Source organism: Pseudomonas sp. TNT2022 ID1044 (genome assembly GCF_028656895.1).
Taxonomy (GTDB): Bacteria; Pseudomonadota; Gammaproteobacteria; order Pseudomonadales; family Pseudomonadaceae; genus Aquipseudomonas; species Aquipseudomonas reinekei.
On sequence record NZ_JAMDHB010000022.1, the window covers coordinates 288,007 to 313,310 of the forward strand.

The 25,304-nt window shown below is 54.2% G+C and carries 32 protein-coding genes and 1 pseudogene; 24 read left to right on the forward strand and 9 right to left on the reverse strand.

The genetic code is table 11. The features are described 5' to 3' along the window. The first annotated feature begins 2 nt into the window (after nucleotides 1–2). Together M5G20_RS23715 and M5G20_RS23720 are read left to right on the forward strand one after the other, a co-directional pair. Nucleotides 3–443: a phage tail protein gene (locus M5G20_RS23715; protein ID WP_273921146.1), complete on the forward strand. Its 441-nt coding sequence runs from the start codon at nucleotides 3–5 to the stop codon at nucleotides 441–443. Then, the gene (locus tag M5G20_RS23720) at nucleotides 440–1,696 is read left to right on the forward strand and encodes a phage late control D family protein (RefSeq protein WP_273921147.1); all 1,257 of its coding nucleotides are present in this window, start codon (nucleotides 440–442) and stop codon (nucleotides 1,694–1,696) included. The genes M5G20_RS23715 and M5G20_RS23720 overlap by 4 nt, the downstream gene beginning before the upstream one ends. A gap of 382 nt (nucleotides 1,697–2,078) precedes the next feature. Here M5G20_RS23720 and M5G20_RS23725 read toward each other — a convergent pair whose 3' ends face one another. Together M5G20_RS23725 and M5G20_RS23730 are read right to left on the reverse strand one after the other, a co-directional pair. Next, nucleotides 2,079–2,645, reverse strand: a complete 567-nt coding sequence (locus M5G20_RS23725; RefSeq protein ID WP_273921149.1) for a hypothetical protein — start codon at nucleotides 2,643–2,645, stop codon at nucleotides 2,079–2,081. Between the two features lie 30 nt (nucleotides 2,646–2,675). Beyond that, the gene (locus M5G20_RS23730; protein WP_273921151.1) at nucleotides 2,676–3,023 is read right to left on the reverse strand and encodes a helix-turn-helix domain-containing protein; all 348 of its coding nucleotides are present in this window, start codon (nucleotides 3,021–3,023) and stop codon (nucleotides 2,676–2,678) included. 86 nt (nucleotides 3,024–3,109) lie between these two features. On the opposite strand from M5G20_RS23730, the gene M5G20_RS23735 reads away from it, so the two are divergent. The 11 genes from M5G20_RS23735 to M5G20_RS23785 all read left to right on the forward strand — a co-directional run bounded on the left by M5G20_RS23735 (nucleotide 3,110) and on the right by M5G20_RS23785 (nucleotide 10,765). After that, nucleotides 3,110–3,322: a DNA-binding protein gene (locus M5G20_RS23735; RefSeq protein ID WP_273921152.1), complete on the forward strand. Its 213-nt coding sequence runs from the start codon at nucleotides 3,110–3,112 to the stop codon at nucleotides 3,320–3,322. 29 nt (nucleotides 3,323–3,351) lie between these two features. Then, nucleotides 3,352–3,825, forward strand: coding sequence for a YmfL family putative regulatory protein (locus tag M5G20_RS23740; RefSeq protein ID WP_273921153.1), 474 nt, complete (start codon nucleotides 3,352–3,354; stop codon nucleotides 3,823–3,825). Next, nucleotides 3,822–4,115, forward strand: a complete 294-nt coding sequence (locus M5G20_RS23745) for an ogr/Delta-like zinc finger family protein (protein WP_273921154.1) — start codon at nucleotides 3,822–3,824, stop codon at nucleotides 4,113–4,115. The genes M5G20_RS23740 and M5G20_RS23745 overlap by 4 nt, the downstream gene beginning before the upstream one ends. Beyond that, on the forward strand, nucleotides 4,112–4,486 hold the full coding sequence (locus M5G20_RS23750; RefSeq protein WP_273921155.1) for a hypothetical protein: 375 nt from the start codon (nucleotides 4,112–4,114) through the stop codon (nucleotides 4,484–4,486). Before M5G20_RS23745 ends, M5G20_RS23750 begins: the two co-directional genes overlap by 4 nt. 70 nt (nucleotides 4,487–4,556) lie before the next feature. Next, on the forward strand, nucleotides 4,557–4,802 hold the full coding sequence (locus tag M5G20_RS23755; RefSeq protein WP_056852146.1) for a hypothetical protein: 246 nt from the start codon (nucleotides 4,557–4,559) through the stop codon (nucleotides 4,800–4,802). A gap of 5 nt (nucleotides 4,803–4,807) precedes the next feature. Then, nucleotides 4,808–7,606 (forward strand): toprim domain-containing protein, encoded by a 2,799-nt coding sequence (locus M5G20_RS23760; RefSeq protein ID WP_273921369.1) that lies wholly within the window; start codon nucleotides 4,808–4,810, stop codon nucleotides 7,604–7,606. Between the two features lie 26 nt (nucleotides 7,607–7,632). Then, complete coding sequence (locus tag M5G20_RS23765; protein ID WP_273921156.1) at nucleotides 7,633–7,935, forward strand: hypothetical protein; 303 nt, start codon at nucleotides 7,633–7,635, stop codon at nucleotides 7,933–7,935. Between the two features lie 38 nt (nucleotides 7,936–7,973). After that, nucleotides 7,974–8,111 carry a hypothetical protein gene (locus M5G20_RS23770; RefSeq protein WP_273921157.1) on the forward strand — a complete coding sequence of 46 codons (138 nt, stop codon included), beginning with the start codon at nucleotides 7,974–7,976 and terminating at the stop codon, nucleotides 8,109–8,111. Between the two features lie 58 nt (nucleotides 8,112–8,169). Then, nucleotides 8,170–8,415 carry a hypothetical protein gene (locus M5G20_RS23775; protein WP_273921158.1) on the forward strand — a complete coding sequence of 82 codons (246 nt, stop codon included), beginning with the start codon at nucleotides 8,170–8,172 and terminating at the stop codon, nucleotides 8,413–8,415. 329 nt (nucleotides 8,416–8,744) lie between these two features. Further along, nucleotides 8,745–10,424: a DNA cytosine methyltransferase gene (locus M5G20_RS23780; protein ID WP_273921159.1), complete on the forward strand. Its 1,680-nt coding sequence runs from the start codon at nucleotides 8,745–8,747 to the stop codon at nucleotides 10,422–10,424. A gap of 125 nt (nucleotides 10,425–10,549) precedes the next feature. Next, nucleotides 10,550–10,765, forward strand: a complete 216-nt coding sequence (locus M5G20_RS23785) for a helix-turn-helix transcriptional regulator (RefSeq protein ID WP_273921160.1) — start codon at nucleotides 10,550–10,552, stop codon at nucleotides 10,763–10,765. A 529-nt stretch (nucleotides 10,766–11,294) separates the two neighbouring features. Here M5G20_RS23785 and M5G20_RS23790 read toward each other — a convergent pair. After that, on the reverse strand, nucleotides 11,295–12,512 hold the full coding sequence (locus tag M5G20_RS23790; protein WP_273921161.1) for a tyrosine-type recombinase/integrase: 1,218 nt from the start codon (nucleotides 12,510–12,512) through the stop codon (nucleotides 11,295–11,297). Between the two features lie 445 nt (nucleotides 12,513–12,957). Between M5G20_RS23790 and M5G20_RS23795 the strand changes: the two genes are divergently transcribed. The 3 genes from M5G20_RS23795 to M5G20_RS23805 all read left to right on the forward strand — a co-directional run bounded on the left by M5G20_RS23795 (nucleotide 12,958) and on the right by M5G20_RS23805 (nucleotide 15,714). Then, the gene (locus M5G20_RS23795) at nucleotides 12,958–13,743 is read left to right on the forward strand and encodes a hypothetical protein (protein ID WP_273921162.1); all 786 of its coding nucleotides are present in this window, start codon (nucleotides 12,958–12,960) and stop codon (nucleotides 13,741–13,743) included. 705 nt (nucleotides 13,744–14,448) lie between these two features. Next, entirely contained in the window at nucleotides 14,449–14,712 is a 264-nt protein-coding gene (locus M5G20_RS23800; protein WP_273921163.1) for a hypothetical protein, read from the forward strand. A 195-nt stretch (nucleotides 14,713–14,907) separates the two neighbouring features. Further along, nucleotides 14,908–15,714, forward strand: coding sequence for a DUF3800 domain-containing protein (locus M5G20_RS23805; RefSeq protein ID WP_273921165.1), 807 nt, complete (start codon nucleotides 14,908–14,910; stop codon nucleotides 15,712–15,714). 57 nt (nucleotides 15,715–15,771) lie between these two features. Here M5G20_RS23805 and M5G20_RS23810 read toward each other — a convergent pair whose 3' ends face one another. Then, the gene (locus M5G20_RS23810; RefSeq protein ID WP_273921166.1) at nucleotides 15,772–16,107 is read right to left on the reverse strand and encodes a hypothetical protein; all 336 of its coding nucleotides are present in this window, start codon (nucleotides 16,105–16,107) and stop codon (nucleotides 15,772–15,774) included. Between M5G20_RS23810 and M5G20_RS23815 the strand changes: the two genes are divergently transcribed. Genes M5G20_RS23815 through M5G20_RS23825 form a run of 3 tightly spaced genes read left to right on the forward strand, consistent with a single transcriptional unit; the run spans nucleotide 16,084 to nucleotide 18,135 of the window. Beyond that, nucleotides 16,084–17,265 (forward strand): hypothetical protein, encoded by a 1,182-nt coding sequence (locus tag M5G20_RS23815; protein ID WP_273921167.1) that lies wholly within the window; start codon nucleotides 16,084–16,086, stop codon nucleotides 17,263–17,265. The genes M5G20_RS23810 and M5G20_RS23815 overlap by 24 nt on opposite strands. Beyond that, nucleotides 17,255–17,593 (forward strand): STAS-like domain-containing protein, encoded by a 339-nt coding sequence (locus M5G20_RS23820; protein ID WP_273921168.1) that lies wholly within the window; start codon nucleotides 17,255–17,257, stop codon nucleotides 17,591–17,593. The genes M5G20_RS23815 and M5G20_RS23820 overlap by 11 nt, the downstream gene beginning before the upstream one ends. Nucleotides 17,594–17,598: 5 nt before the next feature. After that, nucleotides 17,599–18,135: a hypothetical protein gene (locus M5G20_RS23825; RefSeq protein ID WP_273921169.1), complete on the forward strand. Its 537-nt coding sequence runs from the start codon at nucleotides 17,599–17,601 to the stop codon at nucleotides 18,133–18,135. Between the two features lie 57 nt (nucleotides 18,136–18,192). Here M5G20_RS23825 and M5G20_RS23830 read toward each other — a convergent pair. Beyond that, nucleotides 18,193–19,056: pseudogene (locus tag M5G20_RS23830) on the reverse strand (phage portal protein); the annotation flags it as partial. Between the two features lie 59 nt (nucleotides 19,057–19,115). Between M5G20_RS23830 and M5G20_RS23835 the strand changes: the two are divergent. From M5G20_RS23835 to M5G20_RS23850, 4 genes are all read left to right on the forward strand, one after another. Then, nucleotides 19,116–19,385 carry a short-chain dehydrogenase gene (locus tag M5G20_RS23835; RefSeq protein ID WP_273921170.1) on the forward strand — a complete coding sequence of 90 codons (270 nt, stop codon included), beginning with the start codon at nucleotides 19,116–19,118 and terminating at the stop codon, nucleotides 19,383–19,385. A 77-nt stretch (nucleotides 19,386–19,462) separates the two neighbouring features. Next, entirely contained in the window at nucleotides 19,463–19,870 is a 408-nt protein-coding gene (locus M5G20_RS23840; RefSeq protein ID WP_273921171.1) for a type II toxin-antitoxin system HicB family antitoxin, read from the forward strand. A gap of 181 nt (nucleotides 19,871–20,051) precedes the next feature. Next, nucleotides 20,052–20,972 (forward strand): RHS repeat-associated core domain-containing protein, encoded by a 921-nt coding sequence (locus M5G20_RS23845; protein WP_273921370.1) that lies wholly within the window; start codon nucleotides 20,052–20,054, stop codon nucleotides 20,970–20,972. A 406-nt stretch (nucleotides 20,973–21,378) separates the two neighbouring features. Further along, complete coding sequence (locus M5G20_RS23850; protein ID WP_150705074.1) at nucleotides 21,379–21,648, forward strand: short-chain dehydrogenase; 270 nt, start codon at nucleotides 21,379–21,381, stop codon at nucleotides 21,646–21,648. Nucleotides 21,649–21,712: 64 nt separating this feature from the next. Here M5G20_RS23850 and tam read toward each other — a convergent pair whose 3' ends face one another. Both tam and M5G20_RS23860 read right to left on the reverse strand, forming a co-directional pair. Then, entirely contained in the window at nucleotides 21,713–22,483 is a 771-nt protein-coding gene (gene tam / locus M5G20_RS23855; RefSeq protein ID WP_273921173.1) for a trans-aconitate 2-methyltransferase, read from the reverse strand. Between the two features lie 232 nt (nucleotides 22,484–22,715). Further along, nucleotides 22,716–23,801, reverse strand: coding sequence for a type I restriction endonuclease (locus M5G20_RS23860; RefSeq protein WP_273921174.1), 1,086 nt, complete (start codon nucleotides 23,799–23,801; stop codon nucleotides 22,716–22,718). 213 nt (nucleotides 23,802–24,014) lie between these two features. Between M5G20_RS23860 and M5G20_RS23865 the strand changes: the two genes are divergently transcribed. Then, entirely contained in the window at nucleotides 24,015–24,425 is a 411-nt protein-coding gene (locus M5G20_RS23865) for a low affinity iron permease family protein (protein WP_273921175.1), read from the forward strand. Nucleotides 24,426–24,465: 40 nt separating this feature from the next. On the opposite strand, the gene M5G20_RS23870 is transcribed toward M5G20_RS23865, so the two are convergent. Together M5G20_RS23870 and M5G20_RS23875 are read right to left on the reverse strand one after the other, a co-directional pair. Then, the gene (locus M5G20_RS23870; RefSeq protein WP_150732225.1) at nucleotides 24,466–24,969 is read right to left on the reverse strand and encodes a DUF4142 domain-containing protein; all 504 of its coding nucleotides are present in this window, start codon (nucleotides 24,967–24,969) and stop codon (nucleotides 24,466–24,468) included. A 71-nt stretch (nucleotides 24,970–25,040) separates the two neighbouring features. Further along, on the reverse strand, nucleotides 25,041–25,199 hold the full coding sequence (locus tag M5G20_RS23875) for a KGG domain-containing protein (RefSeq protein ID WP_007976786.1): 159 nt from the start codon (nucleotides 25,197–25,199) through the stop codon (nucleotides 25,041–25,043). Nucleotides 25,200–25,304: the final 105 nt, after the last annotated feature.

The window sequence follows — 25,304 nt, forward strand, 5'->3', positions numbered from 1 at the left end:
CCATGATGATGGCCCTTGGCATGTTCGTCTTCACGTTGGAAACGCTGGTCTATCAGGAGCTGCAGCGGCAGACAGATTGGCGCCACGGCACCACCTCACGTATCGGTACCAACCCTGCTCGACAGTATCTGGGGCGTGGCGAGGATGCGATCACATTGCCTGGCGTCTTACTTCCCGCGCTGCTGGGAACACCCCTGAGCTTGGATACCCTGCGGGTAATGGCTGATACCGGGAAGTCGTGGCCACTGATTGAGGGTACCGGGCGGATCCTCGGGACTTGGGTTATCGAAAGCATCAACGAAACCAGGACCCTGTTTTTTAGAGACGGCGCCGCTCGCCGGATCGAGTTCACCGTTGCACTCAAGCGCATTGATGACGGCCGTGCCGACATCCTCGGCGCGGGTGCAAGCACAGCAGGAAACATCCTGAGGAGAGTGCTGTGATCGATCAGGCCATCAGCCAGGCCAGCACCTACCTGGGCAGGGCAAAAGACGCGTACCGCGAAGCCACGGCCTACCCCCGACCGATATGCCGCGTCCTGGTGGACGGGAACGACATCACGGCAGCGATCGAGGCGCGGTTGATCAACATCGAGCTCACCGATAATCGCGGGATGGAAGCGGACCAGCTCGACATCACCCTGTCTGATCATGACGGCCGGCTGGCCATTCCCCCCAAGGGTGCTGTCCTGCAGGTTTGGCTGGGTTGGAGCGATACCGGCCTGATCGACAAAGGCACCTATACCGTCGACGAGACCGAGCACAGCGGTGCGCCTGACCAACTCAGCATCCGCGCTCGGAGCGTGGATCTGCGTGCGGGCCTGAAGGTCAAGCGGGAGCGCAGCTGGCACGGCCAAACATTGAAGGCCGTCATTGAGGCAATTGCCGGGGCGTACGGTCTCGGTGCCGTGGTCAGCGCCGCATTCAGCGCGCTCAACCTTGCGCACCTGGACCAGGCCAATGAGTCCGATGCAAATCTGCTCAGCCGTCTCGGGATAGAGAACGATGCCATCGCTACTGTGAAAGCCGGTCGCCTGCTGTTCATGCCCGTCGGGAAATCAACCACAGCCAGCGGTCTGAATCTCCCCCACATCACCCTCACGCGCCAGGACGGCGATCAGCACCGTTTCCTGCAGGCCGATCGCGACAGCTATACCGGCGTGCGCGCCTTCTACTACGAAGTAAACAGTGCGCAGAAGAAAGAAGCCATTGCCGGCGGAGGAGAGAACCTGAAAGACCTGCGCCATACCTACACCGACCAGCAGAGCGCACTGGTGGCGGCTCGCGCAGAAATGAGCCGTCTCCAACGTGGCACCGCCACCCTTAGCTATACGCTGGCCAAGGGCCGACCAGATCTAACGCCAGAGTTGACCTATTCCCTGGTGGGCATCAAGCAAGAGATCTCGGACGTGGTGTGGTTAGGCGGCAACGTCAAACATAGTTTCTCGCCGGACTCATTCACCACCAGTCTCGAATTGGAGTCCAAGCTGCCGGATGAAGAGGGCGTGAACGAGCTGGCCGACACATCGGACAACTTCACGGGAATTGTCGCCTGGTATCGCGACGAAAAGACCGGGGAGCAAAAGCAACTCACCGAGGGAGACCAAAGCAAACCTAGACGGCTCACGCATCTATACGAGAGCAAAGCATCCGCGAAAAGGGCAGCAGAGCGGGAGTTCAAACGACTTCAGAATTAAGGTAACCCACCGAAGGGCGGGTCTGCAGACAGGTCAACAAACGATGACCTTAGGGCCACCCGCCTCCACTTCGCTCGACTGTTGAACTGACACCATGGCTTGCAGGACCAGGAAAATACGGTTCCGGTCATCCGAAGAGAGGCACCGGAACCCGACGATCAGGTCTCGCTCCAGCTTTGTTACGGGCTCGATTGTTGTAAACCCGTGGACTTTTGGGTGGGCGGGGACGCAACTCGATTCCATAGTGGGCTTGCTCCATTACTGTATGCGCATACAGTACATTTTTCGGCAGATTTCGCCAATGGGGAGAACCCCGGAATAAAAAAGCCCAGCCTAGGCTGAGCTTTGGGATACGGCTCTTGTGAAGTCGTCAAGAACAGCGCTAGGCCTGTTTTGCCTTCAACTCCACCAGCAATTTGTCGATATTTGGCTGCTTGTAGTAGAGACTTTCAAAGTCCTTGGTCCAGTTATCCAACTGAATCGTGCCCATTTGTTTCGGGTCTACGAGTTCTGAAAAATCATCGACACGAATAAATTTTTGAACAGCCTCCAGTGCTTGCGCCCTCGTGACCGTCACCTTCACGGTGGGGCCTTTTAGGTTTTTCGACACATGACTTTTGAGGTCGATCTCAATCGGGTATGCAGTGACCTGGACTGAGTCGACCGAAGTATGTACGAAGGTCCGGTAAACACCATAAAGCGCAGCACGCTGTACTTCGTACCGAATATTTTCTGGCAAATCGCCAGGCACTACCTGAGGCGCAAACTGCACATGCAGCGGTTTGTCCGCCACGACTTTGAAGGTGCCGTTTTCCGCAGAAAAATCCCCAAAATCCTCGACCATAGCTGGGAGGCTGTCGAAGTGCTGCGCCTCCAGAGCATGAGCCGTGAGTGATATGGATGAACTGAACGCAACTGCCAACGCAATTTTCTTTGCAATCCCAAGCATCAAAACAGATTCCTTATCGTTAGTTACAGGCTATGTACGTGGCGCTGGTGTCTGGGTTTTAGCGACGGCCGACATGGCAAATGCCATGCGTCGAAGCGACTCTTTATCGAAGTCCGGTAGTTCTCTGAGATACGAAAGCATCTCCATCTCATAGGGTGAAAGTTGGTCTGCATGGACCGGAGAGCGCTCACCAAACAGTACATAGTGAATGTCCATCCCGGCTTGTTTAGCCAGAAGCAGATAAGTGGCATCAGGACTTCTTTCGTCCTTCTCATAGTTCAGCTGAGTGTTCTTCGCGACACCGCACGCAACAGCCAAATCCGTTTGAGTAACGCCCAGCCGTGCCCGCTCCTCACGTAGCCGAGCTCCAATGGTCATCAAATTTGTACCCCTCAGGCTTGACAGTCCCAATTAATTGGGACAAGATCGCCATAAATCCACACCAAATCACACGAATTAGCACTATGCCGAACGCAGCTATCACCGAGCAAGCACTACAACGTGCCAGAGGAAGGTTGGTTGAGCAGGGACTGTCCACTGCTGAATTCGCGAAACGACACAACCTCAACCCAAGCACCGTGTATGCGGTCCTGAATGGGCAGAAAAAGTGCCTCCGCGGTGAAGCTCACCGGGCAGCCGTTCTGCTCGGGATCAAAGACGGCGTGATTGCAAACTAGGGCCTCTGGCTCACGGAGGAAACCAGAAGATGAAACGCCCAGTGCTAGAAACCAGACGCCAAGTAGTAAGCGCGGTTGTCTGTGCTTACCCAGGTGGCCGTGAATGCGCCGCAGCGCGCCTCGGCTACGAACTCAAAAAATTCGATAACCACGTCTACGAAAATGCCGGTAGCCGCCCGCTGAGCGACGATCAGATTCATATGCTCGAACGAGACGCTGGAACCAGCTTTTTCCCTGAGTATGTGGCATCCCTTTACAGCGGCATGTTCGTACCGATCGCTGCCCCTGAAACCCTGGACAACATCGAGTTGTACAGCCGCTCGGTCAGCACAGCTGCCAAGCGAGGGGTGGTCGACCAGATCATTGATAAAGCTTTGGCTGATGGAGTCATCGAGAAAGGTGAAGCGGCTGCAATCCTTGCTGCCCACAGCAAGTATCTGAGCGCACGCCATTCCGAGGTTCTGGCCACCATTTCACTGCACAGCAAGGAGGCCGACCAGTGAGCACTTACAAACTAGTCTGCCCCCACTGCATGGGCCGCATGCGTATCCGCACCAGTGAAGGCACCCATATTTTCCTGCGAGTGGCTTACCTGCAATGCGTCAACGAAGCCTGCGGCTGGTCCGTTCGTGCTCAGTTCGAAATGACTCATGAAATGAGTCCGAGCGGCATGGCCAATCCCACTGTTCGTCTTCCCGTTGCGGATGTTGCCCTGCGTCGCGCCGCGATGAAGTCAGCCAACGATCAACCCGATTTGCTGGATCAACTGGAAATGGAGGCCACACTCGCATGAACACCATCGCCTTGACGATCAACCCCACCAATGATTATCGCGCCGCCATGCAACAGGCTGCCGTTGCATACCTGTACCGGCAGCATGGACAGCACCTGTCCGGTGACCACCAACTGCTCGAAAACTGCAAACGTTACCTCGCTCAGTCGCTCGAAGTGCCTGAGCACCTGGTGCAGCGGATCGCCGAGCTGGCAGTTACCGAATTCGAAGGCATGACATCGAAACGCGTAGCGCGGCTGGGTATCTATCCGGGCAGCAGCGCTTATCGTTACCTGGTCTGGCTGCTCGATACCCAAACCCAAAAGCGCTACCCCGTCCCGGCCCGCTTCTTACCAGCGCGCTTGCTGACCTCCCGCAACACCTCGAACTAAATCTGAACCGCCCCTGCTACATGCCCGCCATGCGTGGGTAAGGGGAAACTGCACTTTATTGGTGGCCGAAATGAGCAATATCACCATCCAACTGGAGTTGAACCAACAGCAGGCAGAGCAATACCTGCAATGGCTCAACAGTCAGTACGACACCACCATGGCCGACGTTTGGTACTCCGATCGTTACCGAAATGTACCGCGTGGCCAGCGGGCACCGAAGGTGCTCCAGGATATCCCACACCTGGCCGGTATTTGCCGGACACGCAAGGAGCTGGAAAAACAGCTAGGTGCAAACACTGCGGAGCGTGCGCAGTGAAGACCATGGACCACCAACTGCGTGCCGACGTGCTGCAGCGGCTTGAAGCTGACTATGGTCTGCAACACATGGCCGGCACTCAATACATGCGCAAGGGAACGTGCCCTCAGTGCAACCAGCGCCGGCTGTTCTCTCGGTATGACGAGCCATGGTTCATCCGCTGCGGCCGCGAGCAGAAATGCCGCTATATGGAACCAGTCAAAGAGCTGTACAGCGACCTCTTCGACGACTGGAGCAAGCGCGCCCCGGCCACCGACGACCAGCCCGCTGCCAGCGCTAAGGCCTACTTGACCTTCGCCCGCGGCTTCGACGTTGGGATGATTGAAGGCTGGTACACCCAGGAGCATTACTACGACCGTGATTTGAACATCGGCTCGGCCACGGTTCGCTTTCCCCTCGACAAGGGCGGCTACTGGGAGCGGCTCATCGACAAGCCGAACCGCTTCGGCAAGAAGAAAGCGCGATTTAAACCCGGCGAAAGCTACAAGGGTTTTTGGTGGGTGCCGCCCTGCGTCGATCTTCTGCAGGTGGATGAATTGTGGATTGTTGAAGGCATCTTCGACGCTATTGCCCTGGTGCAAAACGGCATCCCCGCTGTTGCTGCACTTTCCTCGAACGCCTATCCAGAAGAATCACTGAAAGCCCTGATCACCTCTCGCGCCGGCAAAACGCCGAAATTGATTTGGGCATTGGACAACGAACCAGGTGCGCACAAATACACCCGCATGTGGGTCCGTCAGGCGCGTGACCTTGGCTTCACCTGTGACGCAGCACAGATCCCACAACCGGATTCGCGCAAGGTCGATTGGAACGATCTGCATCAGCGTTGGGCGTTCATGGATGACGTCGAAGCCCGTACCCAGCGAATCGACAAGGAGCTGGACGAAGCCAAGCACCACGGCGCCCTGCTGATTGCCGAGAGCGCCGTGGAGAAAGCCTTGCTCATGTATCAGTGGCGCGAGCGCGAAGAGTTTCACTTCGGTTTCGACTCTCGCCTGTACTGGTGGAAGTTGGACATCTCGAAGTTCAACAGCGCCATGCAGGCATTGGACGCCAGCGATAACCATGAAGACCAACAACTGAACGACAAAGCACGTCGCGCCAAGGCGCTGCGCATGTCCGGCTGCGTGGTCGAGATCGCCAACTGTTACCCCAAGGCCCTGTATTTCCAGCGCAACGAGATCACCGACGAGTCCTGGTACTTCTTCCGCGTCGACTTCCCCCATGACGGCGGCTCGGTGAAAAACACCTTCACCGGCGGCCAGGTCGCAGCGGCCAGCGAATTTAAAAAAAGACTTCTCGGCATGGGTGCCGGAGCCGTGTTCACCGGTAGTGGGCAGCAATTGGACAAGATCATGAAAGACCAGCTTTTCGGTATCAAAACCGTTCAAACGATCGACTACGTGGGCTACAGCCGCGAGTATGGCTGCTACGTGTTCAACGACATCGCCATCAAGGAAGGGCAGCTGATCACTATCAACGAAGAAGAGTTCTTCGAGATGGGCAAGCTGAAACTCAAGAGCCTCCAAAAAGGCGTGAAAATCGCCCTTCAGAAGGACATCAAAGACTACGACACGCACTGGCTGGACTTGCTTTGGCAGTGCTTTGGCGCCCAGGGCACCGTGGCACTGACCTTCTGGTTCGGCTCGCTGTTCGCCGAACAGATCCGCGCACGGTACCAGTCGTTCCCCTTCCTGGAAGCCACGGGCGAAGCCGGTGCCGGTAAAACCACCCTGCTCACCCTGCTGTGGAAACTGCTCGGGCGCGAAGGATACGAAGGTTTCGACCCGTCCAAATCCACCAAGGCTGGGCGTAGTCGTCTGATGGGCCAAATCTCCGGCATGCCCGTCGTACTGCTCGAGTCGGATCGCAGTGGTGACGATAAGGCCCACGCCAAAACGTTCGAATGGGACGAGCTGAAGGACTACTACGGCGGCGGCACACTGGCGACCAAGGGTGTCAAAACCGCCGGCAATGAGACCTACGAGCCACCTTTTCGCGCCACCATCGCGATCAGCCAAAACGCACCGGTCGTTGCGTCCGAAGCGATCATGACCAGGATTGTGAAGCTGCACTTTGTACGGCCAACCGTCACTGCCGAAAGCCGTGCCGCAGCGGATCTGCTCAATTCCCTGGAAGGCGCGAGGCTCAGCAACTTCCTGCTGCAGGCGGTACGCAAAGAGTCGGAAGTGATGGAGTTGTTTGCCCAGCGCATGCCCGGTTACGAAGCCAAGCTGCGCAATCTGCACAGCCACTGCTTTGCCTGCGAAACGCCATTCAAAAATGAGCACGACCACTGTGGCCATTGCGGCAACAAACTGCGCGGCTACATCCGCGTCGAGCGTATCAACAAAAACCACGCCCAACTGCTCGCCCTGCTCGATTGCCTGCGCCTGGTCATCCCCCTCAGCGAGCCGCAAATCAGCCACACCCGCACCCAAATCATCCGCATGGCGATCGAGCGTCAATCCTCGATCAGCTCGGATCACCCGGTAGTAGCTGAATTCTGGGAAGTGTACGAGTACCTCGAAGGTCTGGACGCCGATGGTCCGGTGGTCAACCACAGCAAGAAAGACAACACCATCGCCATCAACCTCAACGACTTCGTCAAATGCGCGGCCGAGCACCGCCAAAAGGTTGCCGACATCAGCGAATTGAGGGATCGCCTGAAGGACTCCCGCTCTCGGAAGTTGCTGGACACAAACAAGGCAACTGACAGCGCGGTGCGTGCCCACCAGGCCAAGCACTCCAATGCCACGATCACCAAACAGCCGATTGTTAAGTGCTGGATTTTTCAGGCCTGAACGCCAATCACCGACAGGACTTGCGAATGCAAATTCAGATACTCGCCGGTGGTGATGCAGCGGTAAGTCTGCAAGACCGAGTCACCGAGCTGTTGAAGCAAATAGGCAATGACCACCGGAAAACCGTACAGGCCGATGCCTACGGGGCTGACGGCCTTGTCGACATCCTGGAGGTTCGAGCCGCAGACGGACAGCTTGAAATCGTGGTGCTCAATTGTTCGCGCCTGCAGATCCGGGCGGTGCTGGAATGGCAGGCAGGCACTGAAGACAACAACGAATTTGAAGGCTTGGAGCTGCACCTGGTGCGACAGCCAGACAGCGATATGTAACGCCGGCTGCAACCGGCCAACACTGAAAGGAGAGAACCATGCAACGCACCAACGAAACAGCCCACCAGGGCAGCAGGGAAATGTTGAGCAATTTGATCAGCACGATCGCGACCGTCGCGCTGATTGCAGTAGTGGCCATTCAAGTGCCTGACGCACTGATCTGGCTTGCCAAGTAAGCAACGAGACGGCGCCGATGGCTGCCCCCATCAGCACCGGTGCATCAAGGAGAAAACCATGCGAGTACGAAACCTCAACGTTGGCCGAAGAAAGGCAAATGCAGCGGTGTTCAAACCCGGCGACAAGGTGAATCAGGCAATCACAGGCAAGCGCGCCCGTCGCCCGAAACGCCATCACAAGCCAGGCATCGTTCTGCGTGTATACGGCAACGCCGTGATTGTGCGTTTCAAGAATGAGCCGAAGGGAGTTTATCCCGCCGGGCTATTGATGGCGGCCACAGCTCGCCTCCGAACGGCGAACTGAAGTAGGTAACGAAGTAACTGGAAGTGGTGCCGAGGGGCTGCAACCCCTCGACACCGACCACCAATGAAAGGAGAGAACCATGCAAGCCCAAACCCTCAACGATGGCAATGCCGAGGCTATCACGAACTCAGCAACATCCGGCTCTAGAACTCGCCCCACAATGGCTAGCCATCGCCTTGACCTCCCCAGCGTTTGCGATATCTGCGGAAAAGCCCGTTCCACACGCAGACACCAGAACTGCAGTCGTCTCCGTCAGCAACGCAAGACCGTGGAATGGGCTGCGCTCATGGCAGAAAAGGCAGCAGGCAAACAGGCAAAGGGACGTCGTTATGCTTAAGCGCACGCTCAAACATTTTCATATGTGCTGTGGCCTCGGTGGCGGCGCCAAGGGTTTCAACAGTGCCAAGCCCGTCGTGGGCAACATCCAAGCCGAATGGCAGTGCATCGGCGGCGTTGACGTTGACCCGGCAGGCCTGCGCGACTTCGAACGCCTGTCTGGTGTGCGCGGCACCCTTATGGACCTTTTCAATCGCGACCAGTACATCCGCTTCCACGGCAAAGCCCCGCCACCGGGCTGGGCGGAAGCGAGCGCCGAAGACCTACGCCGAGCTGCCAACAACGAACGCCCAGACGCCGTATTCATCTCCAGCCCATGCAAGGGTGCGTCGGGGTTGCTATCTGAAACGATGAGCCTGACACCAAAATACCAGGCACTGAATGAACTGACGCTGCGCTGCATCTGGTTGATGTGTGAGGCCTGGAAAGACGACCCGGTGTCGCTGATCGTTTTCGAGAACGTACCCCGTCTTGCAACCCGTGGCCGGCATCTGCTGGACCAGATTAACAAGGTACTGGGTCACTACGGCTACGCCGTCGCTGAAACAACCCATGACTGCGGCGTCATCGGTGGACTGGCCCAAAGCCGCAAGCGCTTCCTGCTGGTGGCTCGCCATGTCGAGAAGGTGCCGCCGTTCCTGTACGAGCCGGAAAAGAAGACGCTCAAGTCTGTCGGCTCAATCCTCGGCCGCATGCCTCTGGCTGGTGATGTTGAATCCGCAGGCCCGATGCACCGGGTTCCTGCGCTGCAATGGAAAACATGGGTTCGCCTGGCTCTGGTCACCGCTGGCAAGGATTGGCGCAGCCTGAACGATCTGGCGATCGAGGACGGCTATCTGCGTGACCTGGTGATCGTTCCGGAATACCGCGCCGGCTATCTCGGTGTTCACGACTGGCGCGATACCGCCGGCACTGTCGCAGGTCGCAGCAGCCCAACGAACGGTGCGTTCTCGGTGGCCGATCCGCGCGCCAAGGTCGGTGCTTTGCAATACCAGCAATACGGCGTTCGCCGCTGGGACGAAACCAGCGGCGCAGTGATCGGCGTGAAATCGCCCGGGCAAGGCACCTTCAGCGTTGCCGACCCACGCCGATCGGGTGAAGGCTTCGGCAAGTACCTGGTATCACCATGGGACCAGTCGACGGGAACAGTCATCGCCGGCAGCACAACTGGCCAGGGAGCTTTTGCAGTGCAAGACCCCCGCCCTGGTATGAAGCGCGTGAAGGGTGATGCGTACCTGACTGGAGGCCATTACGGCGTTGTTGGTTGGAATGATCAATGCGGCGCCGTTTCGGCGAGCGCCAAGCAAGACAACGGCCGTTGGTCGGTCGCTGATCCCCGCATGCCCGAAGCCAACGACCGCTTGACCTGTGTTATCGAGAGCCTCGACGGCACTTGGCACCGGCCGTTCACCACGCTGGAGCTGGCCTCACTGCAAAGCTTGGTTGATCCGGAGGAACAGTTCGAACTGGACGGTTTGAGCGATCAGGCTTGGCGTGAGCGGATCGGCAACGCGGTACCACCGAAAGCTGCCGAGGCAATTGCCCATGTAATGGGCACCACGCTACTGCTGGCCGCCGCCGGCGAAACATTCATGCTCAACAGCATGCCAATCTGGGTTCGGCCTGTGGCTGTGGGGCTGAGCGTTGCTCAACAGGAGATAGCAACTCTATGAATTTGAAAATTGTCGCCTTGGCCTTCTGTGCCGGCATAGGTTTCATGGCTTCACAAGAGTTATGGTGGGCAATCACCGGAATGGTTGGTTTTTGCCATGGCTGACCTGTTGATTGAGGTAATGCAATGACAAAAAAACTTGATCGTTTCATGAGGGAAAGGGACGTGCTGGAAGTTACTTCCTTCTCCCATGCCACCCTTTGGCGCGAGATCAAACGAGGTCGTTTCCCAAAACCAGTGAACATCTCTGCGGGTCGGGTCGGCTGGCGGGAGTCTGCGATCGCTGAATGGCAGAGCAACCCGGGAGAATGGCAGAAGCAGAAATCGATCGAGGCCGCGTAAGCGGCCTTTTTTCTTGGATCTCAGGCATGATTATCCAGCGACCACCACGCTGGAGGGACACCCCATGAGCACAGTGCCTATTGTCATCTCTGTAGTTTCTCTTTGCGTTTCGATCTTGGCCTTGTGGCGCACAAGGACATCTTTAACCGTTTTCCAGGAAGAGGATGGGACGATCCAAGTGACAAACAACAGCCCGCACGCCGTGACATTGGTTGAACTCGGGATGGTTACCGGTAATGGTTCGCTCAAGTCTTTTTACCACCGTGAAGATGGCCCACAACTTCCGCACAGATTGGATGCACGCGACACTGTCTCGTTTCGGCCCAGCATCGGCATGACTGTAGAGTTGGTGCATGAAGAAAAAGTGAAGGGAAGATCGGGGTGTTTCGCTCGAATGGCTAGTGGGCAATGGTTAGGTAGGAGAGGGAGGGTTTGTAGTGAGGTCAACGCTGCAAAGCGCTGTTACTGGCGACTCCTCACGGCGCTTAAACCCCCGAAATAGATCACGATCAGAACCGAATACACGGTCTTATTTATTGGCTGATTGAGCGTCAATCACGTTCTTTTGCAGCCAGTTCGACCAACGCAACAAACCGGCTTTCTTTTCCTTGAAATAGTCGTAACGATCGTAGTGCTTCGACGACACATCGTTAAACGCATGCCCCTGTATTCTGTCCCTTAGTTCTTTACTTAAACCAGCAACGCCCATCAGCGTTTTGCAGGTACGTCGAATGTCCCGAAGCGTGAATGGTCCGTTGAATTTTTTCGTGTGCCGGCCGTAGAGTTTGGTGACTGCGCGCGACAGCGACTGAGTGTGCAACCCCTTCCCTTCGGCCTTGCCCTCGAAAGGGAAAGCGCTGTTTTCGTTGACTTCATTCATCGCTTTCAGGTTCTGGCGCATCAACTTGTTATAGGGCACGACGTGGAGCGACCGCTCTCCATCAATGCCCCTACCCTTCTTGTTGCGGATGATCAGATGATCATCGAAGTATTGCCCTCGCTCTGTCGCCAGCACCTGCTCTGGGCGCTGGCCACCAGATGCGATCAGGAACTTCAGGAGTTCTGACGTCACCAGACTCAAATGCTCAGGCAACATCTGCCACAGTGTTGCCAATTCGTCGGGGGAAAGCGCTCGATCGCCCGGCTGTTCCCAGTCACCCTGGACGGGCACACTGGCAACAGGATTGCTGATCAGACCGAACTTCACTTTCACATTCAGATAGCTGCGCGGATTGAACTCCTGCTCTAAACCCATCTGAAACGCCGCATGCAGCTGTGAGCGCACGCGATTGCAGTAAGTGGTGATTCCGTCGTTGATCATCTTGGCAATGATGTTGCGGACTTCGGCAGGCCCGATAAGGGAGGCAGGACGCTTCACCAGGTCCGGGAAGGATTTACTGACGTAGTGATTCAGCGACCATTTCACATCTCCGGCTGACGCGGCTTGCTCGGTTTCGAGCTTGTTGACGTAGGAGTCGATCAGCTCCTGGAACGTCCCAGCGGAAATCTTGACCTCCTTTTCGCCCCGTGATTTTTCTCGCGCCGTCGTGAGTTTCATGTCAGGCCAGCTACCGAGCTTCGACATTACTTTTCTACCGCCGACGTGCCGCTGGAAATAGAACTCTTTTGTCCCATTGGGCCGGACTTTGAGCACCAGGACACCCTCGCCGCGGGCCGTGCGGCCGTCCGACATCACATAGTCTTTTTCTCTGGGCTTAAGCGCCTGAATTTGCTTTTCCGTGAGCACTGGTGACAGTTCCTGGTGACAGTTGGCCTGAACTAAGGGGAGATGATGCGAGACGAGAGGATCTGTTTCACCCTTCTGAGAGCCGCGATTCTACTGGCCAACAGCCCCAAAATGATATCCCCTGTGATGATGTGATATTGCAAGCGGATTAGATTCCCAAGCTGATAACGAGGGTTCGATTCCCTTCACCCGCTCCACTATTTTCAAGGCCTCCAGCTATGCATGCACGTGACTGTATTCAGATGGGGGCTGTTTTGGGGGCCGTTTGAACGTTTGGATGTCCAGGCAAAGACTGCTGACTTGTACTCAGTAGGTCCCAGGTTCGATCCCTGGTGCCGGCACCATCTAAAGACAAAGGCTTGCAGCGATGCAGGCCTTTGTTTTTTGTGCAACACGTACCAAGCGCGAAGTACCACCCTTCATCATCTCCTGTAGGGATACAGTCATGCCGTGGGTCGATCAAGCGATGAGCATCTTGAACCAAGGTTGGTTCAGCATCCTCGTAGGTACCATTGTCGCAGTGGTTACGTATCGACTGGCGCGCCAGCGGACTAGCTTGGCTTACGTCTATTTAGGCGAGCATCTTTTAGGCAGTAGCTCAGATTCATTGCCACCAGCGATAGTCGTTCAGTACAACGGCAGCAGCATTCCTCGTCTCACCAAATCCATCATCATCATCTGGAACAGTGGCGAAAACACTTTGTCGGGTGGCGACATCGTCGACAAAGACCCCCTTCGCTTTCACATAGCAGATGGAAGAATTCTTTCCCTTTCAGTGCTTAAAACCGGTCGCGCAGTCAATGATTTCCGCATCCTTACGACGCCTGGCGAAGACACGAATGAGGTTGAGTTCACGTTCGATTTCCTAGATGCGAACGATGGCGCCGTGGTGGAGATTCTGCATACCAGTACAGATCGGCAACCACGAATCAAAGGCACCCTGAGAGGGTTGCCCAGAGGCGCTCGAAATTTTGGCCGATTTCTTCGTACAAAACCCCGGAAGAAGCCGACCAGAGGCAAGATTCCCGATCTCCTTTTTTACCTTGGCGTAGCCGCATCAGGGGCCTTATTTGCCGCCTCGGGCGGACGGCTTGAATTCCTCTCGGACTTAGGGCGTGCTGGCACTATCGCAGCCTCATTTCTCGGCGGCTTTGCCGGTATGTGGGCGACTAATTGGTACTTCACAAAACGCAAATACCCAAAGAGTTTGCACACAGAAGCTCTTGAGTAAGCATATGCACGCATGCCCTCCCTATTGTGAATTCAGCTTTTCATGTTGACCCACGGGAAAGAGGTTAGGACGGTAAGTTTTTTGTGGTCGCCCTGAAAGCCTTGTGCTGCGCGGCTTTGCAGTCGATGCCATAGGTTAGCTCTAGGGTTATGAGAGGTAATTTCCTAACCTATATAACTGTTAAAAACTAATTCAATAAAACCCTTATAAATCAACATCTTAAGATTTACTAACCTCAAACCTAACCATAACTAACCCCTCAAAGTTAGCGCCCAAGCCCAACAAACACGGGGCCTGCAAAGCAGCCTTCCCCCCATTTTCAAAAACTAACCCTTTTCCCGAGTGAGCTCTCAGAATCGCCCTGAGACTTCGCTCCAGCCATGCCTTCAAAACAGCCTACCCTCGCAGGGATTCGCAGGCTTTTTCACCCCTATCAATCCCAGAGCAAGCCCAGCCAGGCCCACGTCGCAGCACCTGCAGGGCGTGCAGAAAAAGCGCCCTATTTAGCCCGCAGGCGTGGCGGGGGGACGACGGCGCGCGCCAGGTGAAGTCCCACCCTACCCCGATGATCACGCCCCAATACGGTGCACGACAGGGCAATTCAGCGGGTACCTCGCCTACGTCGTTGCACTGCTAGTAATTGGCCTGCAGCGCCCGTAGGATTGGACTCTTGGGATATCTAAGCTGACCAAATGGAGTGAAAACGTGGCAGAGTTCGACTGGAAGAAATATCAGTTCATCACCGAGGTCCAGACAGCGTTGATCGCCAATGCGATCAACACTGCAAAGCACGATGATGAAGGAAAACTTAGACACGACTATTCTGGAACAGGGCTTTTGATCAGCATGGACAACGCGTTTTATGCAGCAGATCGAATTCCGGAAAATCTGACTGCACATGAGGCAGCCTCACAGTTCTACGGTGGATGCAAAGGCGAGAAGTGGCCGCGGTGGGCTTTGCGTGGGTAATGCCTTTCCTAAAAGGCTTGCTGCGAAGTCAGCGCTTTCGCTGCTCCACTGAACCGTGAGTACTCTGAATGCAGAGCCATTGCCATTTTGGCAAGGGGAGCGTAGTATTCTACCCAGGACGCGATTAAAGTCGCTCCGTCTCCGAGGCCCAGTGTATTCTATACACTGGGCTTTCGTGTTTCTGGAGTGTCGTGAATGTATGTCGCTTACCTGGACGAGTTTGGTCACATCGGTCCGTTTGTTTCAAAAACCCACAAGTCTTACCATACCCATCCAGTTTTCGGCCTCGCTGGCCTAGTACTTCCAGCCGAAAGCGTCAGAGCTTTCTCAGCATTTTTCTTCAACCTCAAGAAGAACCTCTTGGGTAAAAAAATCGAGCTGTCGGGTACCCATCCTGCTTCGTTTGAAGAGAAGGCGTCATCATTTTTCAAAACCAGCCAGTTCAATGGAAAAAGCAATATGCGCAGGGAGAAAATCACTGCGATTAATCGGCTGCTATTGAAGGTTCATGAGCTGGGGGGCTTCTTTATTCACGTCGGCATTGAAAAGGACCGAGATCCGGACAATTCAAATGCCAAGGGTTTGTATAAGCACGTTCTGAAAGAAGTGATCAAACGTCTCGATGAGGAAATGACTATTCGCGACAGCCGCTTCATGATCGTCCTGGATCAACAAGACGATATGAACCAAAAAAATGACGGAAACAGCATGCGCCATGAGCTTGTGAAACAAGCGTCGTTTTCGATGTTCGGTCATGACAAACGCTTGAATCTCGTCGAGCCCCCTATCCAGGCCGAGAGCCACCTATATCAAACGATTCAATGTGCCGATTGGATTTGCGGGCTGGTTGGAAAACTGAGCTATTACGCCGTTAAGCCGGACGACTGCGAAAATCTCAAGGTGTTTCACGACCTGTTCTTTGAAAGGCTCTCCATGGTACAGCGCAGAAGCGGCATTCGTAGGGTTAAAGTAGCCAATCCCGACGTTGTTCCTTCTGTTTAGCCTACGGTAGACGTTGGCGCTTTTCTGTCATCACCTGATGCAGCAGATGAAGGGCCGTCAGGTTGCCGCCAAGTGATCGCGCCAAGCTTGATTTGTCGTTTTGTATAGGGCATCGATTTGTGAGATCACGCGGCGGTAGCGCTCAACCTCGAGCACACGACGCCGACTTTCGGGGGGATTGCTCCAAAAGTAGCGCAGTTCAACCTGTGTGACGGGGCGGAATAGAGGCAGATCGCGAGCCATAAAAACCCAAAACGCTGTATGTCCAAACAGTTCAACTACAAAGGGCCGGATAACCGTACAGCTCCACTCGGCATCTGGTACCAATCCAGACAGATCAGAAATGGTTCGGTGCATCGCACCTAAATCATGAACACGATTGGCGTTGACCACATCGTTGCTCCGATCTATCGTTGCGCGTTTGCTCCAGATGAGGGGCATCTGCACGCCGAGATGTTGGAACCAATGAAAAAGAGAACGGAATCAGATTTTCTAAAGCAGGAACTTAAGTCTCGTCGGACTTTACAAAACGCAAGAAATCCTCGTAAATTTAGTTTGCATAAACTCGTAAACTCACGACGTAAAATTTTAGGCCGAACGATCATCACTGCGTCTTCCTCATTTTCGTTATTCGAGCCAAACTATGATGCATTTGCTAAATTTCTAATAACGTTAGAAAAAGAAACCTCGAAAGGTCGGATCCTGATTGACCTACAGCATGTAAAATCTGTAAAAGTATCAGCGCTACTAGTACTATATGCAAACATTGAACAAATTCAAAAAAAGCGAAAAGATAACAGCATAATTAAAACGACTGGCGAATGTTCCAGAGAAGTATCGATGTTCTTTCGAACTTTCGGACTATGGAACCTAACCGGCGAATCCAGAATGAGGTCATTAAGAGCCTATGCGGACACCATGGAAATTTGTACCATGCCGCCGCAAACAGTGGCACCTGAATACCATAGAAAGCAACTTAAGAAGGTCCTAATTTACGCGCAGCAGGCTGTAGAAAAAGTCGGAATGCACGAAGGCGCCCTGCTCGCTTACAATGCTGTAACAGAATCAATTTCCAACGTATGGCAACATGCCTATGACAATAGCTTCTTTGACGAACCAGTACCTCTGGAACTTCAGAACTGGTGGATTATTGTGCAACATGTCGGCGATCAATTTTTCATTGCAATGTATGATATGGGAGCGAGCATTCCAACTACCATTAGCACTAAGCCATGGGCACATGAACTTATTGAAACAATTTCCAGGCTTCTTGATGTCAAAGTGCTTTCTTCCGGAGACGCAAAAAGCATTAAGGCTGCAGTTGACTATGGGCGCTCCCGATTCAAGCGGGACAACCGCGGTAAAGGTTTGACTGAAGCGAAGGATTTTGTCCAAAAAAACCCCCAAGGGTCGATGTTAATTTACAGCGGACTAGGGCATTATGAGTACAGAACTGAGGGTGACAAGGAGATTCTTGAAACCTTAGGATCCTATTTTAAAGGAACCCTTATTCAGTGGAACTTAATGCTGGAGAAGAAAGATGAAAGGTGAGAGAACAGTAATTGATGTCGGAAACGACTTCTCTGACATGCCTTTTGGTCGTGACGAAAAAGATGGCGAATCTAATGGGCTTCGTTTTAGAAAAGAATTTTTACTCAAAGAGCTTGAGAAGTACGAATACGTAACTATAGATTTAACAAACACTCTTGGATGCCCATCTTCATTTGCAGACGAGGCATTTGCCGGCTTGGTGATTTACGAAAACTTTAGCAAAGAAGAAGTACTTCGTCGCTTGACCTTCATCTCTGAATACGAAAGTGTAAAAAGCAATATTCTGAAGTATATTAATGAAGCCAAGCCCGCAGCGCAAATGAGGTAGATCGATTGAGCCTCATAAAAATACTTGCAGAAAGCGGACTACTGGCAATTATTGTAATGCTAGCAGGCTGGCTATTTGTTTTCAAAAATTCAAGAGCGCTTCACAAGCAATCTGAAATTAACACGATTGCTGCAGGCATCGAAAAGACACTGCAAGAAATAGCGGACGAAAACTACAAATTCTGGAAGGATGCAGAGGACGATGACGAAGCTCATCTTGCAAAAAGCAAACTTTTTAGCTCTTACATAGAACACCGCTGCAACATAATCGAGCGAAAAATCGGCATTATTTACGGAAAATGCTGCAACAGTCTAAACCCTGCAGTTGAAAAAATGCAGTTTACCGAAACATGTGTAAACCTCATTGCTCAGATTCGTGACAAATCAACTATAGATTCCGAAAAGCTAAAACTGGTCAAAGACAAGTACACAAGAATCAGTGCAATCAATAATTTGACATTGAAGTTATCCAACGAAATTCACAAGCTTATACTTACTAGATACCAGCCTATTAATGAATGGAAATGGCCGGAAAATTACTAGATTGGACATACGATGGAAGCGCAGGCTTGTAACCCAGCCTGCGTAATCGATGCCGAGTCAGTCGCCAAACTCCATCTCCCGGAATCGAATCACTTCCTCGCCCAGCCATTCGTTGATTTGCATCAGGCGCGCCTGCAGCGGTTCCAGTTCATTCAACGCCCAGACCTGAGCGGCTTCGCGCATCGAACCAAAGCCCCCCGAGTTTTGCGGCACAATGCCCATCAGTTGTGGATAAATGCGCAAGACCGCGAGCAGATCGTCGCGACTGATGTTTTTGATCTAGCCGAAATCATCCTTGGCAGCGACTTCGCTGATCGGAATCAACTGGATGCCGTCTTTCTTCCCACCAGGTGCATACATGAACAGGTTGCGGAAGTTTCCCGGGCCTTTGCTGCTGTTCATGGCGCTACGCAGATCCGTAACGAAGTCCTCGTTCTGTGCCGCGTCGGTCATGTACAGAATGAAGCCGGCATGGCTGCCGTTCTGGTAGTACTTGCGCCGGAACAGGGTCGCCGCTTCGTTCAGCAGAGCGCTTTGAAGCGCTGACAGCCACTCGGGTAATCCGTAAATCTCCTGGTTGATGTCGGCCTCCCGCAGATGGCAGATGCTGTCTTTGCGAAACTCGTGCTCGTCACGCCAGCCACGCACCTGGAAGTAACTCCCCTCTTCTACGCCTCGACGCACAAACTTGGCCATCGCCGGCAATAACCCCAGCGCCTGACGCAGCATGTTGTCGCGCTTCTCCAGGTAGGTGTTGCCGCACCAGATGAAATCCAGGGCCACCTGTTCGAAGGCCTGGCGGCTCAGCAGTTTGTGCGGGATGAAGGTTCGAGCCAGAGCATTGCGTTTGAAGTTGAGCCCCGATTGCAGGTACACGCTGGCCCGGGTCGACTTGTCCCGGTTCGCCAACCCGCGTATAGCTGCCACCCTTTGTTTGGCGACACTGAGTGGTGGAATCTCCTCAATTCAAGGAATCACTCATGAAAGAATATATGGCTTTAACCAGCAACGCCGACGACCTCCCCTCGTTTTACGTGAACACCACCCAACCATTGCACTCACTGCTCAGCAGCGCCCGATATCGAATCGGTGCCGTGACGCAGGTTCTCGAAAACCTCGCGATGCGAGATGAAATCAGCACTGACTCGGTGATTCTCAGCGACTTCGCATTGTTGTGCTCCATCCCTCTGCGCGATGGTTGCGATGTGTTGGATGTCATCGCTCGGCGCATGAATGCAGAGCAGTCTTGATGATTGATTGGGCGCCTTTTCGAGGCGCCCTTTGTGCTTCAGAGCACCAAGGGCGATGTCCATGGAGGACAATGAACATGCTTTACCCAATTGCGATTTCAATGGACGACGACGAGCACGCCTGGGGCGTTGAAGTCCCCGATATTCCGGGCTGCTTTTCCGCCGGGGAAGATCTGGATGACGCGATGGCGATGGCCCGCGAAGCCATTGAAGGTCATTTCGAGATTCTGGCAGAAGACGGTTCGCCCATTCCGCCCGCCAACAAAGTGACCTTGCACGCTGCCGATCCAAAATATGCGGGATGCGCGTGGGCGTTGGTGGACATTGACGTGACCAAGTACTTGGGCAAAGCCCAGAAGCTCAACATCACGCTGCCCGGCTACCTGCTCAACCGCATTGATGAATATGTACTGCACCATCCGGAGGAGAAAAGCCGTTCGGGCTTTCTGGCGTCGGCGGCACTCAAGGTGTTGCAGCAGGGCTGATGGCTTTGATTCATTAGTCAATAAACCGGTCGCAAGTGACCGGTTTATTGTGTCTGAGCATTGAATTATGCAAGGTCGAAGGTGAGCCCAAAGACTATCAGTTCTGCTAGTTCATGAGGTGAGGAAATGGGTGTAAAACAGCAATTATCCTCCTCAGCAGAAATAAGCGACCTCTCTGATGATGCCCCCTCGAAACAACGACATCAGTCGGCATACGATTCTGCTGGCCACCAGCAAGAGCCAATCCATTTTGGCAGAAGTGAGTCGAGGTGAAGCAAGGGCCGTGAGCTATACCGCTTACGGGCACTTGATATCTGACCACCTGCTTTCGACTCGTCTGGGATTCAATGGCGAGTTGAGAGAGCCTCACACGGGTTGGTACATGCTGGGTAACGGCTATCGGGCCTATAACCCGGTACTGATGCGTTTCCACAGTCCAGACAAGTTGAGCCCATTCGGGGCGGGTGGTTTGAACACCTACATGTATTGCGTTGGAGATCCCGTCAATTATCGTGACCCGACAGGGCACTTCGCTATTTTGCCCATTCTCACTCAACTTGCTGCCGTTGCTGGTGGCACGTCCTCGGGGGGAGGTATGCTTTTTTCCTTGCTCAGTAGTGGTCGCTTCAGCGGACAAGGAATAGGAGCGCTGGGTACGGGGGCTGCCGGTGTACTGCTGGGGGCAGTAGCAATTACAAACCCGGGTTCTTTACTAGCACCGGTTGTCGCAAGCGGAGCGATGACTGCGGGTGCAGCCAGTTTGACGTTGGCATACAGAGCGACAAGAGCAGCAACAGCTCGAGGTACTGGATGGCTTCAGTCGCTGGGCAGGGGTGGTAATCCCCCTGAATATTCAGCCGTTGTTACAGATCTACCTTCATACGCCGCCGCGCTCCGGGATGCTCCACCACCACCCTACACCCCACCGATCCGCCCAAATCCTGTCGAGCCTCTCCATTCAACTGCAGTTACAGAGTTATCTCCAACTGCACCAATGAATCACCCCAAACTCGTAACCGCCCCCATGGGGGAGTTATCTCAAGTGCAAGTCATAAACGAAAATAGAACCACAGCCGGAAACATCAGATCGACCAACCGCTAGGCAGCAATCATTGAATGTTGCGTCGACGACTTAGCTCAAGGCCCTACCAATTCATCATCAATTGGACGAGTTCCTCGGTTAATACGCACAAAAAGCAATGTCCTACACGACACTGGGAAATGTCCGTACACTTGCGCATTGCCGTGCGTTTGTCATGAGACCTATAGTCCGAGTGCGCCCAAATGGCGTGTCGGGTTTGGCGACTCGACGATACGGTGCAGAAGCTTCCGAGCTGTTAATCGGTGTGCTTTTGAACGCACTGTGCTGCCTGTTTTTGGTAGCTGTGCGTGGGAGATCTTAGGATCTGCCGGTTTTGCCGTGTCCCGGTTCGCCAACCCGCGTACAGCTGCCACCCTTTGTTTGGCGACGATGGAGTGGTTAATTCAAAATTACACGGAAATCACTCATGCAAGAGTTCATGGCTTTAACCAGCAACGCCGACGACCTCCCCTCGTTTTACGTCAACACCACCCAACCGTTGCACTCACTGCTCAGCAGCGCCCGATACCGAATCGGTGCCGTGACGCAGGTTCTCGAAAACCTCGCGATGCGAGATGAAATCAGCACTGACTCGGTGATTCTCAGCGACTTCGCATTGTTGTGCTCCATCCCTCTGCGCGATGGTTGCGATGTGCTGGATGTGATCGCCCGGCGCATGGACGCAGAAACGTCCTGACGATTATTCTGGCGGTCAAGAAAAGGGACTGATGACTCTCAAGGTCATCTGTCCCTTTTTCACATCAGCGCGTCGCCACCAGAAACAACCGCGGAAACGGCAACAGCACCGAACCATCGCCCAGCGCCGGATAAGCCTTTTCGATAGCGGCCTGATACTGCTTCAGATACTGCGCCCGTTCTGCCTCATCCAGCGGTTCGAGAAACGGCCGCAAACCACTGCCCTTGAACCACTCGACCACACCCGAGGCACCGCCCGCCAATGGGTGATGATAGGTGGTGCGCCACACATCGACGCGGGTGCAGCAGGCTTTCAGTATCGAGTAGTAACCGCTGGCACTGTCCATCTCAGTTCGCTGACCAGCGGCGCCCGCCAGTTTGCCCGCCCATGGGCCGTCAGCCGCGACTTCACGCATCAGGCGATGCGAAGGTTGATTCAGATTGTCCGGCATCTGGATCGCCAGGCTGCCACCGGGAGAAAGTTTGCTCACCAGCGAAGGCAGCAACGTGGCGTGGTCCGGCAACCACTGCAACACCGCGTTGGCAAAAATCACATCGAACGGGCCGCTTTCCTGCCAGGTGTCGATGTCCGCAAGGTCGAACCGCACCTGCGGCAAGCGCTTGCGTGCGGCTTCGATCATATCGGGCGAACTGTCCAGCCCCCGCACCGTCGCTCCGGCAAAACGCTCTACCAGCAACTCGGTGGAGTTGCCGGGGCCGCACCCGATGTCCACGGCCGAACGCACGTCCCCGGCGGGGATCGCCGCCAGCAGGTCACGGGCGGGACGGGTGCGCTCATCTTCAAAAGCGACGTACTGTTTGGCGGACCAACTCATTGCGTTCTCCTGTCGGTGCGTCGTTCAGCCATTAGGCCAAACCGGATTGCTACGATACACCGGCCGGAAGGTCTGCTCTATTCCACCTTTGGCACAAAAATTGTGGGAGCGAACTTGCTCGCGATGGCGAATGCACAGTCAACAGTGTCGTCGACTGACAGGGCGCTATCGCGAGCAAGCTCGCTCCCACAGGTTTTGCAGCTAGATTGACCATCGTCGCTAGACAGCAAACCTAATCGTAGTACCCGACGGTCTTTTTCAAATGATCCGAGTACTCGTAAATGTCATCGACGGAGTTGATGGCATGCCGGGTTTCATTTTTCTCTTCGTCAAATATGCCGATGTATTTTTGCGAACGGTTGAAGTGCAGGCGGCAGATCGGTTTCCTGTTGTTATCGTCAAGCAAGATGCCGAAGTAACTTTGAGTGTCGCGTTGAACAATTCGCTTGGCATCGACAACCGACCGGACCACTGCACGGACAATGTGATAGCCCTCCAGTTCTTCCAACGTCGTGAGTACTTTGTCCTCTGACTCGTCTCGAACCTCTAGTTGTTCAGTGTTACCGGTAGTGATCGGCAACGAGGCCATTGCTGGCTGAATGGCCCCACTCATGGCCGACTTGAGGCGGTCATTGATCTGGTCATTGAGGAACTGCACAACAGCCTTTCGCGTGAGCTCGTGGAACTGATCGCGGACCTTCTGCGTAATCACCCCGTCGTAAACCCGTGAAGCGAACACCTTTACGAAATCGTCATCGGGCTTGCTCACCTGAGACGCAATGACCTTCTTGATCTGGCTGACGTACTTCAACTCACCTGCGGCGCTGATGATCGAATCTACATCAAATGCCGACTTTGTGAGCTTGATCAACTCAGGCACCGAGTACTCATCGATATCCAGCAAGTCGAGCTCGAGAAACGGTTTCTCATCCATCTTGTTCGGCGCGTCGAGATCAGTGAAAAACTTATAGACCTGACCGTTGGTGAGAATGGAGATTCGAGCGCTGGTGACATGAAAATAGCGAAATAGCTGTGAGGCATGATTGATGTGCAGCGGCTCGCCTATTTTCTTGCACTCGATGAGGATCTGTACCTCGCCTGCCTTCATGATTGCGTAGTCGATTTTTTCTCCCTTCTTCGTTCCGATATCGCAAACGAATTCGGGCGTCACTTCCGTCGGATCGAAAACATCGTAGCCAAGTACCGTGCTGATGAATGGCATGACAAAAGCATTCTTGGTTGCCTCCTCCGTTTGGATGGCTGCGCCCTGCAAACGAACTTTGGCAGCGAGACTTGCTAACTTTTCGAAGAATTCCATGAGTAGCCTCTTTTCCGTTGTCGATCCGGGTGAATACATGCTGGCAAATTGATTGCCATAGATACTAGTCACAAACCGGCACAAGGAAAGATTCCACCCTAGATTTAAGACTTTGCTCACTGCCGAGAATTATTGAGGCGTGTAACCCAGCCGAATTTTCATCTCCCCCCCGATGTCTGAATTTCAGGTTCATCCCCAATAAGGAACACGGCCATGAAATTCGCAAAAGTCGCGCAGAAACTCGCCCTGTGGGCCGGCAGCCCCACGACGTTCATGGGTGCAATCATTCTGATTTTTTTGTGGGCGGTGAGCGGTCCGATCTTTGGGTACAACGACACCTGGCAACTGGTCATCAACACCTCGACCACCATCATTACGTTCCTGATGGTGTTCCTGATCCAGAACACGCAGAACCGCGACACGGACATTTTGCATTTGAAGGTCGATGAATTGCTGCGGGTAACGAAGGAAGCGCAGAACGCGATGCTGGGCCTGGAAGCGCTGGACCTCAAGGAACTGGAGGCGCTGAGAAAGCAGTACCGCAAGCTTGGCGAGGGACAGACGATAAAACTGGAAGGTACTGTTGTCGAAGAAAAGGGCAAGTCAGGTTTGCAGGACTGCTGAAGTTGCTCAGGCGACCGAAGTCGCCTGAGCCATGCAGCGCCTAGCGACTGGCCTGCAGCGCCCTGGCCATTTGCAGATGGTTTTGCAGTTTGGGCAAGGTTTCTTCGGCGAAGGCTTTGATTTGCGGCACGTCGGTGGTTTGCGCCGTTTGTTCAAGTTGCTCGATGGCTTCTTGAGTCGTCTTCACCTGGCTCGCGGCGTACGCCTCATCGAACGTCGCGCCGTCCATGACCTGCGGCATCAAGGTCTTGGCCTTCTCCACAACCTCTTCGCGGGGCGCCACCGGCAGGTCGAGTTGCTTGGCGATTTTCGCCAGATGCTGGTTGGCGGTGGTGCGGTCGTTGATCACGACGATGGTGTAATCCTTGACCTCCTTGGATTCGGCTTTCTGATGCGCCAGGCGGCTGGCTTCGATTTCGGCCACACCCTTGGCCGATGCATCGTTGATGAATTCGGTGGGTGTCTGGGCAAAAGCGCTGTTGGCGCACAGGCCCAGTAATACGGCAAAACCACTGTTGCGTAATCGGGTGGCCATCGGGCTCATGGTCGCGCCCTCCTCTTCAAATTCAAACGGGAGCTTTCGCCCCCGCTTCTCAATCAAAACCACCGTCATCCTTACTTGGATTTCTGTCCGGGCTTGCGGCCCATATCGGGTTTCGCAGGCTCTTTATCGACAGTCGTTGTGGTGGTTTTCCCACCTTTGCGACCGGCTTCAGAGGCCTTGGTTCGATCGTTGGCGAAGTTTCCCGAGTTCGAGTTTCTTGAGTTAGGCATGATTCTCTACCTCTTGGTATTGATCGCGGCGAGCTGGAGCCCGCATAGAATCTGAATTTTCGCGGTGCAAAAGGTTTAGAAAACCTGTAATCGCCACGACGAACG

Excerpts from the sequence above, each read along its gene's own strand:
- M5G20_RS23725 (WP_273921149.1), bottom strand. The coding sequence starts at position 2,645 with ATGCTTGGGATTGCAAAGAAAATTGCGTTGGCAGTTGCGTTCAGTTCA.
- M5G20_RS23735 (WP_273921152.1), top strand. The coding sequence starts at position 3,110 with ATGCCGAACGCAGCTATCACCGAGCAAGCACTACAACGTGCCAGAGGA.
- M5G20_RS23740 (WP_273921153.1), top strand. The coding sequence starts at position 3,352 with ATGAAACGCCCAGTGCTAGAAACCAGACGCCAAGTAGTAAGCGCGGTT.
- M5G20_RS23780 (WP_273921159.1), top strand. The coding sequence starts at position 8,745 with ATGCTTAAGCGCACGCTCAAACATTTTCATATGTGCTGTGGCCTCGGT.
- M5G20_RS23815 (WP_273921167.1), top strand. The coding sequence starts at position 16,084 with ATGAACACGATTGGCGTTGACCACATCGTTGCTCCGATCTATCGTTGC.
- M5G20_RS23755 (WP_056852146.1), top strand. The coding sequence starts at position 4,557 with ATGAGCAATATCACCATCCAACTGGAGTTGAACCAACAGCAGGCAGAG.
- M5G20_RS23795 (WP_273921162.1), top strand. The coding sequence starts at position 12,958 with ATGCCGTGGGTCGATCAAGCGATGAGCATCTTGAACCAAGGTTGGTTC.
- M5G20_RS23775 (WP_273921158.1), top strand. The coding sequence starts at position 8,170 with ATGCGAGTACGAAACCTCAACGTTGGCCGAAGAAAGGCAAATGCAGCG.
- M5G20_RS23785 (WP_273921160.1), top strand. The coding sequence starts at position 10,550 with ATGACAAAAAAACTTGATCGTTTCATGAGGGAAAGGGACGTGCTGGAA.
- M5G20_RS23870 (WP_150732225.1), bottom strand. The coding sequence starts at position 24,969 with ATGAGCCCGATGGCCACCCGATTACGCAACAGTGGTTTTGCCGTATTA.
- M5G20_RS23865 (WP_273921175.1), top strand. The coding sequence starts at position 24,015 with ATGAAATTCGCAAAAGTCGCGCAGAAACTCGCCCTGTGGGCCGGCAGC.
- M5G20_RS23760 (WP_273921369.1), top strand. The coding sequence starts at position 4,808 with ATGGACCACCAACTGCGTGCCGACGTGCTGCAGCGGCTTGAAGCTGAC.
- M5G20_RS23835 (WP_273921170.1), top strand. The coding sequence starts at position 19,116 with ATGAAAGAATATATGGCTTTAACCAGCAACGCCGACGACCTCCCCTCG.
- M5G20_RS23730 (WP_273921151.1), bottom strand. The coding sequence starts at position 3,023 with ATGACCATTGGAGCTCGGCTACGTGAGGAGCGGGCACGGCTGGGCGTT.
- M5G20_RS23875 (WP_007976786.1), bottom strand. The coding sequence starts at position 25,199 with ATGCCTAACTCAAGAAACTCGAACTCGGGAAACTTCGCCAACGATCGA.
- M5G20_RS23715 (WP_273921146.1), top strand. The coding sequence starts at position 3 with ATGATGATGGCCCTTGGCATGTTCGTCTTCACGTTGGAAACGCTGGTC.
- M5G20_RS23765 (WP_273921156.1), top strand. The coding sequence starts at position 7,633 with ATGCAAATTCAGATACTCGCCGGTGGTGATGCAGCGGTAAGTCTGCAA.
- M5G20_RS23820 (WP_273921168.1), top strand. The coding sequence starts at position 17,255 with ATGAAAGGTGAGAGAACAGTAATTGATGTCGGAAACGACTTCTCTGAC.
- M5G20_RS23750 (WP_273921155.1), top strand. The coding sequence starts at position 4,112 with ATGAACACCATCGCCTTGACGATCAACCCCACCAATGATTATCGCGCC.
- M5G20_RS23860 (WP_273921174.1), bottom strand. The coding sequence starts at position 23,801 with ATGGAATTCTTCGAAAAGTTAGCAAGTCTCGCTGCCAAAGTTCGTTTG.
- M5G20_RS23770 (WP_273921157.1), top strand. The coding sequence starts at position 7,974 with ATGCAACGCACCAACGAAACAGCCCACCAGGGCAGCAGGGAAATGTTG.
- M5G20_RS23845 (WP_273921370.1), top strand. The coding sequence starts at position 20,052 with ATGCCCCCTCGAAACAACGACATCAGTCGGCATACGATTCTGCTGGCC.
- tam (WP_273921173.1), bottom strand. The coding sequence starts at position 22,483 with ATGAGTTGGTCCGCCAAACAGTACGTCGCTTTTGAAGATGAGCGCACC.
- M5G20_RS23840 (WP_273921171.1), top strand. The coding sequence starts at position 19,463 with ATGCTTTACCCAATTGCGATTTCAATGGACGACGACGAGCACGCCTGG.
- M5G20_RS23805 (WP_273921165.1), top strand. The coding sequence starts at position 14,908 with ATGTATGTCGCTTACCTGGACGAGTTTGGTCACATCGGTCCGTTTGTT.
- M5G20_RS23850 (WP_150705074.1), top strand. The coding sequence starts at position 21,379 with ATGCAAGAGTTCATGGCTTTAACCAGCAACGCCGACGACCTCCCCTCG.